Genomic DNA, 13187 nt, shown 5'->3' on the forward strand with positions numbered 1-13187 from the left:
GTCAAGTCAGAGGATGGTCGAACCCGCGCTCCGACATCCGCTTCGCCGCCTCGCGCAGGTCCGCGGCGAATTCCTGTACGCGATCTTCGGTGAAGCGGATCGTGGGGCCGCTCAGCGTCAGCGCCGCCACCGTCGCCCGCGAGCCGCCCGTGACCGCGACGGCCACCGCCGACAGGCCCGGCTCGCGTTCGCCGTGACTGGCCGCGTAACCGTCGCGCGCCGCCTGATCGATCCAGTCCCGCAACGTCGCCACGTGCGCCTGACCGTAAGGAGAGGAACGGGCCACCCGCAGGAGCAGCCGCTCGGGCGCGTCCTTGAGCAGGATCTTCGAGGAGGCGCCCGCCCACAGGGGCAGCTCGTCGCCGACGCGCACCACGTGGCGCAGCGGCTGCGGGCTCTCCTGCTGGGCGATGCAGATGCGATGCACGTCGCGCAGCACGTAGAGATTGACGGTCTCCCGATGCCGGGCGCCCAGCTCGCGCATGAGCTGGACGGTCTCCGGCGGCAGCTCCCATGCCGAGCGGGCCAGGTGGGCCCAGCGCCACAGCGCGGGCCCGGCCGTGTAGCCCTTGTGCGTGGCCCACAACAGGCCCATATGCTCCAGGGTCTGCAGGAGGCGCAGCGCAGTGGTCTTGGCCAGGCCGGTCTCGTCGACGACCTCGCGAATCGTCAACGTCCGTCGGTCCTCGGTGAGCAGCGAGAGAATGTCGAACGCGCGCTGGACGCTGCGCACACCCCCGCTCTCCCCCGACGCTGCAGGAATGTTCGAAGGCACGGATCCTCACTAGTGAGTCGAAGGTGAACCTGCTGCTCACCTTCTCATGGGTCCGTACGCTAACACCGAGTCCGCTTAGCGGTCCATATGCTCCATCAAGCGGATTGCCTGGCCCCCTTGCCAGAACCTTCGCAGTCCTCATACCGTGAGGAAATCCATAGTGCGGACTATCAGAACCGCTGCGCGGATCCAGTGGGAGTCACCATGAACACCATCCACGAAACAGGGTCCTTAGTCGCCGGGGAGTGGCTGACCGAAGGTCCCCATGCCGACCGCATGGGTCCCTACCTCCGGGCACCTGTCAGCCGGGCGCGAACCGCACAACCTGCCGACATCACCACGGCCCTGACGTATGCCCGGCAGGCGGCCAGGCGGGTCGCGCGACTGGCGCCCGCCACCCGGGCCGACATCTTGGAACGGGCCGCCGCCGCGGTCACCGCGCAGGGCGATCGGCTGGCCGGCCTGCTGGCGCTGGAGCTGGGCAAACCGCTCAAGGACGGGCGTGGCGAGGTGTTGCGCGTCGCCGACACCTTGTCCGTCGCCGCCGCCGAGGCGAGGATGATCGGCGGCGAGGTGTTGCCGGTGGCGGGCTGGGGTCGCGGGGTCGGCAACACCGCGATCACCCAGAGAGTCCCGGCGGGCCCGGTGCTGGCGATCACGCCGTTCAACGCACCCGCCAACCTGCTCGCCCACAAGCTCGCCGCCTCCTTCGCGGCCGGCAACACCACGATCGTCAAGCCGCCGCCGCAGGCCCCGGCCGTCTCCACCGCGCTGGTCGAGCTGCTTCTCGAGGCCGGGATGCCCGTGGAGGCGGTACAGATCCTGCACGGGCGCGGCGACGTGGGCGCGCGGCTGTGCGCCGCGCCGGAGATCGCCGTCATCAGCTTCACCGGCGGCGTCGCGGCCGGCCACGCCGTCGCCCATGCCGCCGGCCCGAAACGGGTGATGCTCGAACTCGGCGGGAACGCCGCCACCATCGTCTGCGAGGACGCCGACATCGCCGGCGCGGCGCTCGTGTGCGCCCGCACCGGCTACAGCAACTCGGGGCAGAGCTGCATCTCGGTCCAGCGCGTCTACGTCCACCGCAGCCGGTTCGAGGAGTTCGCCGACGCGCTGACCTCGGAGGTGAAGGCCCTGATCGTCGGCGATCCCCTGGATCCGGGGACGGACGTCGGCTCGATGGTGGACGACGACGCGGCCGAACGGGTGGTCCGCTGGAGCGCCGAGGCGGCCGGCCAGGGCGCCCGGGTGACGACCGGCGGCACGCGTGAGGGCGCGGTGATGGCGCCGACCGTCGTCGTCGCCCCGCCCGCCGAGGCCAAGGTCGTCCGCGAGGAGGTGTTCGGCGCTCTGGTCGCCGTGCTGCCGTACGACGATTTCGACGAGGTCCTGGCGGAGTGCAACCGCAGCCCGTACGGGCTGCAGGCCGGGCTGTTCACCCACGACGTCCGCCGGATCGTGACCGCCTGGCGCGAGCTGGAGGTCGGCGGCCTGGTCGTGAACGGCTCGTCCAACTTCCGCCTCGACCACGTCCCGTTCGGCGGGGTGAAGGACTCCGGCATCGGCCGCGAGTCACCCCGCTGGATGATCGAGGACTTCACCGTGACCAAGACCCTCCTGCTCAAGGGCCTGACCATCTGGGGAGACAAGTGACTGAACGCAGTGAGCACCGTCACCTTGGTGTCAAGGCCGGCGGCCACGGCACCACAGCCGCCCACGCGCTCGTCGCGCAACTCGAGGAGCTCGGCGTCGAGTACGTCTTCGGCACCTGCGGGCACACCAACATCGCCGTCCTGGACGCGCTGGCCGACAGCCGCATCCGCTTCGTCATCGCCCGCCACGAGCAGGCCGCCGCGCACGCCGCCGACGGCTACGCCCGCACCTCCGGCAAGCCGGGTGTGCTGCTCGTGCACGTCGGCCCCGGCCTGACCAACGCCGCGACCGGCGTCATGACCGCCGCCCTTGACTCGGTGCCGCTGGTGGTGATCTCCGGCGACATCCCGTCCTACTACCACGGCCGCCATCCTCACCAGGAGATCAACCTGCACGCCGACGCCGACCAGGCGAGCGTGTTCCGGCCGTTCGTCAAGCGCGCCTGGAACGTGCACCGGGCCCAGGACCTGGGCCGCCTCGTCGAGCGCGCCTTCTGGACGGCGACCTCGGGCCGTCCGGGTGCGGTGCTGGTCAACGTGCCGATGGACGTCTTCTCCCGGCCCGCCGCGCCCTACCCCTCGGCCGGCCACGCGGCCCCGCCCGGCCTCCCGGATGCCACGGCGGAGCTGATCGCCGCCCGGCTGGCCGCCGCCGACCGGCCGCTGATCTACGTGGGCGGCGGGTTGCGTGAAGATGCCGTCGCGGACCCGGCGACATCAAGCACCGTCGCGGACGCGGCGACATCAAGCACCGAGGCGCTGATCTCTCTGGCCGAGCACCTCGACATCCCCATCGCCCATTCACTCATGGCCAAGGGCACCGTGCCCGACGCCCACCCGCTGGTCCTCGGGATGCCCGGTTTCTGGGGGCTGGAGCTCACCAACACCTATGCCCGCGAGGCCGACGTGGTGCTGGCCCTGGCCACCCGCTTCGCCGAGACCGACGCCAGCTCGTGGGACCCCCGCTTCACCTGGGACTTCTCGGGAAGCACACTCATCCAGATCGACATCGACCCGGCCGAGATCGGCCGCAACTACCCGGCGGAGATCGGCGCCGTCGCCGACGTGGGACTCGCGGTCAAGGCGATCGCCGACGCCACCACGTCTCATCCCGCGCGCACCAGGCCCGAGCTGCGGAAGCAGATCCTGCGGGCGCGGTCGGAGCTGTTCACGGCCAGCCGCGAGCGCGGCCGCAGCGCGGACTTCCCGCTGCGGCCCGAGCGCATCCTGGCCGACCTGCGCGCCTCGATCCCGGCCGACGCGATTTTGGTCACCGACGTGGGGTGGAACAAGAACGGCGTCGCCCAATGCTACGAACTGCCGGCCGAGGGCCGCTTCATCACCCCGGGAGGCGCCTCCACCATGGGCTTCGGACCGGCCGCCGCAGTCGGGGTCCAGCTCGCCCAGCCCGCCAGGACCGTGATCGCGCTCATCGGCGACGGCGGGATGAGCGCGCAACTGCCCGCCGTGCCGCTCGCGGTCGAGCAGGGCGCCGCGGTGATCTTCGTGGTGATGAACAACCGCTCCCACGGCACGATCTCCGACCTGCAGTCGGCGCACTTCGGCCGCAGCCACGGCTGCGACTTCACCGACCCCGCCGGGCAGCCCTACAGCCCTGACTTCGCCGCCTTCGCCCAGGCGTGCGGCGCCGACGGCTACACCGTCGCCACGCCCGCCGACCTCGGCGTGGCACTGCTCAAGGCCGTCGCGAACCGACGCCCGGCGGTGATCGACGTGCCGATGGTGAACGAACCGGTGCCGACGCCAGGTCACTGGAACATCAAGGACATCTACCAGGGACTCTTCGCCGACTGACCCACCCGAAACCGTTGCACGTTCGAGATTCCCTGAGTCGCATCCTGACGTTATAACTAACGCACTAGTCCGTGAATTAGTTCTCACCTACCCCCCTACGAGGTGAACCGTGCATTTCACGAGATTCTCCATCGCAGCCGCGGCCCTGATAGCCCTCGCTGCCTGCGCCCCTCCCGGCCCGTCCACCGGCTCGGAGGCGAACGCGACCGGCCCCATCAAGATCGCCAACGTCAACGCGCAGAGCGGCCAGCTCAGCTCGCTCGGCCAGTGGGAGCACAAGGGCGTCAAGCTGGCCATCGAAGAGGTCAACAAGGCCGGCGGCGTCAACGGACGGCAGATCAAGCTCGACCTGTTCGACAGCCAGGGCGACCCGACCGTCGGCACGAACGTGGCCAGGAAGATCGCCGCCGAGGGCTACATCGCCATGCTCGGCACCGCGGAGAGCGCGGTCACGCTGGCCATGGCGCCCATCCTGAAGGACGCCAAGATCCCCAACATCACCTCCGGCCAGTCGCCCAAGCTCGCCGAGCTGAAGAGCCCGTTCCTGTTCCTCAACGCGCCGACCAGCGTCACCTTCGACGAGACGCTCGCCAAATACCTGGTCGACGACAAGGGCCACAAGAAGATCGCGCTGATCAGCAACAACGGCGCGTACGGGTCCGGCGAGCACGACGCGTTCCTCGCCTCGCTCAAGAGCAGGAACGTCACGCCGCTGGCCGACGAGGTCGTCACCCCCGACCAGAAGGACTTCAACGCCAACCTCGCCAAGATCCGCGAGCAGGACCCGGAGGTGCTGTTCATCGGCGCCGAGGAGGTCCAGTCCGGGCTGATCGCCAAGCAGGCCCGCGAGCTCGGCATCAAGGCGGTCTTCGCCGGCGGCGCCCCCGTGGGCACCGACGTGTACGCGACCACGGCCGGGCTGGAGAACGCCGAGGGCACGGTGGTCAGCTCCCCGTACCTGAGCAACGAGGCCAGCCCGGAGATCAAGGAGTTCGCCGCGAAGTACAAGGCCGCCTACAACGAGGAGGCCCGCATGCACGTCGCCAAGGCGTACGACGGCGCGTCCATCATGATCGAGGCGCTGAAGCAGACCAACGGCGAGGGCGGCCAGAAGCTGGCCGACGCCATCCGCGGGGTCAAGCGGGCCGGGCTGCTGGGCACCTACAACTACGACGCCAACGGCGTCGGCATCCACGAAACGAAGATCGGCCTGGTCAAGGACGGCAAGGTCGTACCCGAGGCCGCGAGCTGACGTGCAGGTCTTCCTTCAGACCCTGATCGGCGGGGTCACGTTCGGGGCTGTGTACGCGCTGGTGGCGATGGGGTTCTCGATCGTCTACCGGACCATGGGCCTGGTCAACTTCGCCCACGGCAGTGTGGTGATGATCGGCGCGTACGCCGCCTCCACCTTCTACATGGCCAGCAAGCTGCCCTTCGCCGTGGCGATCATCGTGGCGATCGTGGTGACCGCCCTGATCGGCCTGGTCATCGAGCGTTTCCTGCGGCCACTGGAGAACAAGGACTTCACGCTGATGCTGATCGGCACGATCGGCTTCGGCGCCGTGCTCGAGGCGGGGGCGGTCCTCGTCTGGGGCGCCACCGGGCACGCCGTGCCGTCCCCGGTCGCGACCGGGCCGATCGATCTGGCCGGAATCCGCATCCCTACCTATAGCCTGCTGGTCATCGCCGTGGCCGCCGCCGCGACCGGGCTGCTGGCGCTGTTCCTGCAGCGCACCAAGCGCGGCGCGGCCATGCAGGCGGTGGCCATGGACCACCAGGCCGCCACCGCCGTCGGAATCCACGTGGGCCGCAGCAACGCCATGGCCTTCGCCATCGGCGCGGGCCTGGCGGCGCTCGCGGGCAGCCTCGTCGGGCCCATGCTGTACGTCAACCCCACCATGGGCGGCACGCTCGGCATCAAGGGCTTCGCCGCGGCCATGCTCGGCGGCTTCGGCAGCATGCCGGGTGCGATCGTCGGCGGCCTGGTCTTCGGCCTGCTCGACTCCTTCGCCGCCGGCAACTTCCAGGAGTACTCCGAGCTGGTCACCTTCCTGGTCTTCGCCGTCATCGTCATGATCCGCCCCACCGGCATCTTCGGAGAGGCAACGGTGAACCGCGCATGAAACGTCTGATCTGGCTGGTGCCACTGGTCGTGGCGGCCTGGCTGCTGCCGTACGGCCTGGGCGGTTACGCCATCCACGTCGCCGATGTCGCGATCATCTTCGCGATCCTGGCCATCGGGCTCGGCCTGACCATGGGGGTGGCCGGGCAGATCAACCTGGCCCAGGTCGCCTTCTTCGGCGTCGGCGCCTATACGGTCGCCATCCTCACCACGAAGGCGGGGTTCGGTTTCTGGACGGCGTCCGCGCTGGCGCTGCTGGCCGCCGTGGTGTTCGGCGTGCTGGTCGGCATCCCGGCGCTGCGCATGCAGTCGCACTACCTCGGCATCGTCACCCTCGGCCTGGCGCTGGCGTTCACCAACTGGGTCACCAACGCCCACATCGCCGGCCGCGCCGAAGGCATCAGCGACATCCCGGTCCCGCCGATGTTCGGCATCGACCTGTCCAGCGGCTACCTCTTCTACTACGTCGAACTGATCGTCTTCGCCGTCGCCCTGGCCTTCGCGCTGCTGGTCACGCGCTCGCCACTGGGTCGCCGGCTGCGGGCGATGCGCGACGACGACCTGGCCGCCGGGGCGCTCGGGGCGGAGATCCCGCTGCTGCGCATGACCGCGTTCGTGCTGTCCGGCCTGTACGGCGGCCTGGCCGGGATCCTGTACGCCGGGCTCATCCGCTTCGTCGCGCCCGAGTCGTTCAACATCGCCAACATGTTCCTGCTGCTCGCCATGGTCACCATCGGCGGCCGCAGCAGCATCCTGGGCTGCGTGGTCGGCGCGGTCGCGCTGGCCCTGGTCAGGGAGGCGCTGCTGGACGCCTCGGGCTATGCCCAGCTCGGCTACGGCCTCGTGGTCGTGCTCGTGGTGGTGTTCGCGCCCAAGGGGCTGGCGGGCCTGCCCGGGCAGCTCCGATCTCTGCTGCGCAGGCGCGGCGGCGGCTCGCGGGCCCAGCTCGGCCCGTTCCAGCCCTTCGAGGCCGCACCGCAGGCCGGCAAGGAGGACGCGCTGGAGATCCGGGACGTGACGATGCGGTTCAAGGGCCTGGTCGCCCTCGACCACGTGTCCCTCACCGTTCCCACGGGTCAGATCCGCGGCATCGTCGGCCCCAACGGCTCGGGCAAGACGACCTTGTTCAACGTGATCAGCGGCTTCTACACGCCCAGTCAGGGATCGGTGGTCCTGCGCGGGCAGGACGTGACCGGGATGGCGCCGTACCAGCTGTCGCTGCGCCGTGTCGCCCGCACCTTCCAGAACCTGCGCCTGTTCGAGGACCTCAGCGTGCGCGAGAACCTCCTGCTCGGCCTGGACCGCACCCGCACCTCGTGGATCTGGCGCTATCCGGGCCTGCCGTGGAAGGTGCTGGGGTATGAGCGGGCGCTGCGCCGGCGGGCCGGCGAACTCATCGAACGCTTCGGGCTCGCCGAGGTCGCCGACGCCGAGCCGCGCTCGCTGCCGTACGGGATCCAGCGCCGGATCGAGCTGGCCCGCGCCATGGCCATGTCCCCCACCCTGCTGCTGCTCGACGAACCCGCCGCCGGACTCAACGGCGAAGAGGTGCGCCAGCTCGCCGAGATCGTCCGGTCCATCAGGGACTCGGGCGTCACCGTGATCGTCATCGAGCACAACATGGGTCTCGTCATGTCCCTGTGCGACCAGGTCACCGTGCTGTCCAGCGGCAAGGTGATCGCCGATGGCCAGCCGGCCGAGGTCGCCGTGCACCCCGACGTGGTCGCCGCCTACCTCGGCGACTCGATGTCCGCACCGACCGAGGCGACCGCCGAGGCCGCCGTCGAGGAGGCTGCCCGATGACCACGCTGACCGTGGAGGGACTGTCGGTTCACTACGGCGGCGTCCGTGCCGCCCACGACGTGTCCTTCACCGTCGAACCCGGCCAGTCGCTCGGCATCATCGGCGCGAACGGAGCGGGCAAGACCTCCACCCTCAAGGCGGTCATGGGCCTGGCACCACGCCAGGCCACGACCATCCGTTTCGGAGAACACGATCTGCTGCGCGCGCCCGCCCACACCTTGGTGCGGCACGGCATCGGCTACGTCCCCGAGGGCAGGCACGTCTTTTCCGGGCTCACCGTGGAGAAGAACCTGTTGCTCGGCGCGTACACCAGCAGCTGGAAACGCACCCCGATCGACGAGGTGTACGAGCTGTTCCCGGTGCTGGGCGAGATGCGGGGCAGGCTGGCCGGCGCGCTGTCCGGCGGCCAGCAGCAGATGCTGTCCGTCGGCCGGGCCATGATGTGCCGGCCCAAGGTGATGCTGCTGGACGAGCCCTCGATGGGGCTGTCGCCGAAGCTCGTGGGGGACATCGCCGGCGTCCTCAAGAAGCTCAACGCCGCCGGCCTGGCCATCCTGCTCGTCGAGCAGAACGCCAAGCTCACCTTCGACGTCACCACCACCTGCCTGGTCATGGAGAACGGTGAGATCGCCGCGCGCGGCACCTCGGCGGAGCTGAGCAACGACCCCGAGGTCCGGCGGATCTATCTCGGCCTGTGACAGCCCGAATCTATGGTGCGTCCATCAGTCGGATACAACAGTCCACATAGTGGAACGTGAAAGGATGATCATGGTCCGTCGCAGAGAATTACTCGCGGGCGCCGTCGCCGCCGTCGCGCTCGCGGGAGCCGGGCAGAGGCCGGTCTCCGCGGCCACCAAGGTCGCCGACCGGAACTTTCCGAAGGTCGGCGGCAACCTGGCGAACCAGAGCCACACCGGGCTCCGCGACCTGCACCCGGGCAACGTCAGCCGGCTGCGGGCGGCCTGGGTGAACAACATCGAGGGCGGGCTGATGGCGGGCAACAGCCAGAGCACCGCCGTAGCCGTGGACGGCGTCCTCTACATCGAGTCGGCCCTCGGCAACGTCGTCGCGGTGAACGGGCGCACGGGCGCGACGATCTGGAAGTACGCGCAGACGCGCGGCGCGGTCACCCGGCGCGGGGTGGCGGTCGGCGCCGGCAAGGTCTTCACCTGCGGCAACGACAACTGGCTCATCGCCCTCGACCAGCGCACCGGCCAGGTGATCTGGGAGCGGCAGCACAACGGGTACGGCAACCTGGAGAAGGTCGCGGTCACCTACCACGACGGCATGCTCTACTGCGGCACCAACGACGGCCCGCGCGGCGCGGCCCTCGCCTTCGACGCCGAGAGCGGCGACCTGCTCTGGCACTTCTGGGGAACGGCAAGCCCCGGCCAGGTCGGCGGTGACACCTGGGAGGGCGACTCCTGGCAGACGGGCGGGGCCACGCCCTGGATGCACTGCGCCATCGACGCGGAGCTGGGGCTGGTCTACTGGACGTTCGGCAACGCCAGGGGCGCCCGCTCCTCCCAGGACGGCTCAGAGCGCGGCGGCCAGAACCTGTTCGCCAACTCGATCGTGGCCATGGATCTGAAGACCGGCGCCTACCGCTGGCACTTCCAGTCCATCCACCACGACATCTGGGACATGGACAACGTGATGGCGCCCGTCCTGCTCGACGCCCGCATCCGGGGCCGAATGCGCAAGCTGGTCGTGTACGGCAGCAAGACCGGCATGTACTACATCCTCGACCGCGCCGACGGCTCGGCCCCGCTGGGCATCGACGAGGTGCCCGTGCCGCAGGAGCCGCGGCAGAAGACATGGCCGACGCAGCCGTTCCCGCGCCAGGGCGGCTGGACCGAGCAGACCCCCGTGTGGCAACCGCTCGGCACCGAGATCCCCGGAGCCCCGCACCGGGCCGTGCCCAACTACACGATCGGGTCGCTGTACACGCCGCACTGGGACGAGCCCATCCTGACCATCCCGGGCCACGGTGGCGGCGCCGACTGGAACCACCAGTCCTACAGCCACAGCACCCGCCTGGTGTACACCGGCTTCGGCTACGTTGCCGCCGCCCACTCCCTCACCGAGGCGTCCAACGGCCTGCGTCCGCCCGGCGAGTACATGACCGGCGGCGTCGTGGCCGTCGATCCGAGCTCGAACCGGGTGCGGTGGAAGAAGAACATGCCGTACTCGCTGGCCCACGGCAACGGCATCCTCACCACCGCCTCCGACCTGCTGTTCATCGGCCAGCCGGACGGCAACCTGCTGTGCATGGACGCTCGGGACGGCCGTGAGCTGTGGCGCTGGCAGACCGGGGCCGCGGTCAGCAGCAGCCCCATCTCGTACGAGATCGACGGCGAGCAGTACATCGCGGTCTACGCGGGCGGGACCAGCATCCCGTACGGCAACTCCGCGGCGCGCGGCGACCACCTGTGGGCCTTCAAACTCGGCGGCACCGTGCCCCCGGCCGCCACGCCACCCGCACCCGTGGTCCGCCGCCCGGTCTCCGGAAGCCCGGTGGACGGAAGCGCCGTGAACAACACCGTCGTGCTCGCCCGCGTCTACGATTCCGCCACAGGCCAGGTGGGCACGGTCGAGTCCACGGCTGTGAACGCCATGGCGCCGACCCACCTGCGCGTGCCGGTCGGCACCACCGTCACCTTCGTCAATCCCGCCGACAACGTGCACGTCCACGGGGCCACGCAGTTCTTCGAGGGACTCTTCGACGTCCGGCTCAAGCCGGGCGAGTCGTTCCAGTACACCTTCACCAAGCCCGGCGAGTACTTCTTCAACGACAGCCACAGCCCGCGCCCGACAGGCAAGATCGAGGTCCTGCCCGCCTAGGGCGCGATCACGGCGACGTCGCTCCCCAGCAGGGGGAAACGTTCGAGCACCAGCGGATCATGGCCGGCGACCACCAGTTCGGGGCCGCCGGCCAGCTCCTTGATGCGGTCGAAGGCGCCGTACATCCCGGTCATGCTGTGCAGGATCGGGAAGGGACGGTCATTCTCGATGTTCTCGTAGAAGTGGCTGGCGTCGGAGGCCAGCACCACGGGCCCGCGGGCGGTGGCGACCCGCACCACCTGCATGCCCGCGGTGTGCCCGCCGACCAGGTGCACGCTCAGGCCCGGCACGACGAAGGCGTCGCCGTCCACCGCCTGCACCCGGCCTTCCTTGCGGGCGGAGCGCAGGTGGGCGAGGTCGTGGTCGTTGAGCAGCCAGCGCTCGCGGGTGATCCGCTCGGCCCAGGGGCCGGTCCAGTAGTCGAGCTCGGCCTGCTGCACGACGTAGCGGGCCCGGGGGAACTCGTGGGCGGTGCCGGTGTGGTCGTAGTGCAGGTGGGTCAGCACCACGTCATCGACCGACTCGGCGGCGACGCCCAGCTCGGCCAGGGCCTCGACGGGCGAGCAGCGGTAGTCGAGGCCCTCGACGCGCGCCGCCCGCTCCGGCGCGATCCCGGTGTCGACGACGACCGTGTGCTCGCCGGAGACCGCCAGCCAGACGTAGTAGGCGGTCGGGTGGGAGCTCTCCCCGCCGGGCTCGTAGCCGTGGAAGTGCTCGCCGCGCCGGGCGTCGCGCTGGGCGTAGCGTACGGCGTGGACGCGCCAGCCGCTCATACCTTCACCCGCCCCGGGAGCTTGACGCCGAGCTGCTCGGTCGGCACCCGGTAGGTCTCCTTGGCGGTCGCGACCGCGGCCACGTTCACCAGGCACACCACCGCGGTGATGATCGAGACGCCGAGCCAGCTCTCCGGGCCGGTGCCGGCCACCGCGGTGGCCACCGTAGGCGCGAAGCCGGCGATGGCGAAGCCGATCTGGGTGCCGATCGCCATGCCGGACAGGCGGACCCGCGTGGTGAACATCTCGCCGTAGAACGAGGGCCACACGGCACTGGTGGCGCTGTGCACGATGCCGAACATCACGATGCCCGCCACGAAGATCAGGAAGAGGTTTCCGGCGGAGATCGACCACAGGTAGACGAACATCAGCACCGCGCAGCCCAGCGAGCCGCCGATGAAGACCGGCTTGCGGCCGACCCGGTCCGACAGCCTGCCCCAGAGCGGGATCGTGATCACCGCGGCGACGTTGGCCAGCACGCCGACCCACAACATCGGAGTGCGCTCCAGACCCATGGTGTTGACCGCGTAGGACAGGGCGTGCACGGTGAAGATCGTGCTGACCGAGGCGATGACCGCGGCGACGACCACGCGCAGCACGTCGCGCCACTGCTCGCGGAAGAGCACGGCGAGGGGCATCTTCGGCACGGTGTTGGTGGCGACCTCCTGCTCGAACGCGGGCGTCTCCTCCAGCGTGCGCCGGATGACCAGCCCGACCACCGCCACCACGACGCTCAGCCAGAACGGCACCCGCCAGCCCCAGCTCAGGAGCTGGTCCTCGGGCAGCGCGGCGATCGGCAGGAAGATCGCGGTGGCGATGATCTGACCGGCCTGCGTGCCGTTGAGGGTGAAGCTGGTGTAGTAGGCGCGCCGGTCTTCGGGGGCGTGCTCCAGCGTCATGGAGTTGGCGCCCGCCTGCTCGCCCGAGACGGAGAAGCCCTGCATCAGGCGCAGCACCACGAGCAGGATCGGCGCCAGCACGCCGACCTGGTCGTAGGTGGGCAGGCAGCCGACCAGGAACGTGGAGCCGCCCATCATCACCAGCGTGGTGACCAGCACCCGCTTGCGGCCGAACTTGTCGCCGATGTGCCCGAGCACGAAGGCGCCCACGGGCCTGGCCAGATAACCGACGCCGAACGTGGCCAGCGCGAACAGCGTCCCGGTGGCGGGCGCAGAGGACGGGAAGAAGATCTTGTTGAAGACCAGCGCGGCCGCGGTGCCGTAGATGAAGAAGTCGTAGTACTCCAAGGCACTACCGATCCAGGCCGCAATGGCCGCTTTGCGGGGTTTGCCCTGCACCGTCACAATATGCTCCTCGCGGTGACATCGGGGGGAGTGCGGTGACAGGAAACTAACTCACTGGTTCGTACATTACAAGAGTGTTGCCGCAGGATTAAGCACTCG

Annotated in this window: 10 protein-coding genes; 7 read left to right on the top strand and 3 right to left on the bottom strand. The window is 69.7% G+C overall.

The features are described 5' to 3' along the window. Position 1 precedes the first annotated feature (1 nt). On the bottom strand, positions 2-733 hold the full coding sequence (locus tag OHA25_RS48870; protein WP_305916188.1) for an IclR family transcriptional regulator: 732 nt from the start codon (positions 731-733) through the stop codon (positions 2-4). A 246-nt stretch (positions 734-979) separates the two neighbouring features. Here OHA25_RS48870 and OHA25_RS48875 point away from each other — a divergent pair, with 246 nt between their 5' ends. The 7 genes from OHA25_RS48875 (at position 980) to OHA25_RS48905 (ending at position 11011) form a co-directional block, all read left to right on the top strand. Next, positions 980-2428, top strand: coding sequence for an aldehyde dehydrogenase family protein (locus tag OHA25_RS48875; RefSeq protein ID WP_327583683.1), 1449 nt, complete (start codon positions 980-982; stop codon positions 2426-2428). Beyond that, positions 2425-4242, top strand: a complete 1818-nt coding sequence (locus OHA25_RS48880; protein WP_327583684.1) for a thiamine pyrophosphate-binding protein — start codon at positions 2425-2427, stop codon at positions 4240-4242. Before OHA25_RS48875 ends, OHA25_RS48880 begins: the two co-directional genes overlap by 4 nt. Before the next feature lie 109 nt (positions 4243-4351). After that, positions 4352-5494 (top strand): ABC transporter substrate-binding protein, encoded by a 1143-nt coding sequence (locus OHA25_RS48885; protein WP_305916185.1) that lies wholly within the window; start codon positions 4352-4354, stop codon positions 5492-5494. 1 nt (position 5495) lies between these two features. Then, the gene (locus OHA25_RS48890) at positions 5496-6365 is read left to right on the top strand and encodes a branched-chain amino acid ABC transporter permease (RefSeq protein ID WP_327583685.1); all 870 of its coding nucleotides are present in this window, start codon (positions 5496-5498) and stop codon (positions 6363-6365) included. Further along, positions 6362-8167 (top strand): branched-chain amino acid ABC transporter ATP-binding protein/permease, encoded by a 1806-nt coding sequence (locus tag OHA25_RS48895; protein WP_327583686.1) that lies wholly within the window; start codon positions 6362-6364, stop codon positions 8165-8167. The genes OHA25_RS48890 and OHA25_RS48895 overlap by 4 nt, the downstream gene beginning before the upstream one ends. Beyond that, positions 8164-8865 carry an ABC transporter ATP-binding protein gene (locus OHA25_RS48900; RefSeq protein WP_327583687.1) on the top strand — a complete coding sequence of 234 codons (702 nt, stop codon included), beginning with the start codon at positions 8164-8166 and terminating at the stop codon, positions 8863-8865. Before OHA25_RS48895 ends, OHA25_RS48900 begins: the two co-directional genes overlap by 4 nt. Before the next feature lie 70 nt (positions 8866-8935). Further along, positions 8936-11011: an outer membrane protein assembly factor BamB family protein gene (locus OHA25_RS48905; protein ID WP_327583688.1), complete on the top strand. Its 2076-nt coding sequence runs from the start codon at positions 8936-8938 to the stop codon at positions 11009-11011. Here OHA25_RS48905 and OHA25_RS48910 read toward each other — a convergent pair. Together OHA25_RS48910 and OHA25_RS48915 are read right to left on the bottom strand one after the other, a co-directional pair. Next, on the bottom strand, positions 11008-11784 hold the full coding sequence (locus OHA25_RS48910; RefSeq protein ID WP_327583689.1) for an N-acyl homoserine lactonase family protein: 777 nt from the start codon (positions 11782-11784) through the stop codon (positions 11008-11010). The two genes, OHA25_RS48905 and OHA25_RS48910, sit on opposite strands and share 4 nt — an antisense overlap. Continuing rightward, the gene (locus OHA25_RS48915) at positions 11781-13088 is read right to left on the bottom strand and encodes an MFS transporter (RefSeq protein WP_327583690.1); all 1308 of its coding nucleotides are present in this window, start codon (positions 13086-13088) and stop codon (positions 11781-11783) included. Before OHA25_RS48915 ends, OHA25_RS48910 begins: the two co-directional genes overlap by 4 nt. Positions 13089-13187: the final 99 nt, after the last annotated feature.

The sequence above is a fragment of the Nonomuraea sp. NBC_00507 genome (assembly GCF_036013525.1).
GTDB lineage: Bacteria > Actinomycetota > Actinomycetes > Streptosporangiales > Streptosporangiaceae > Nonomuraea.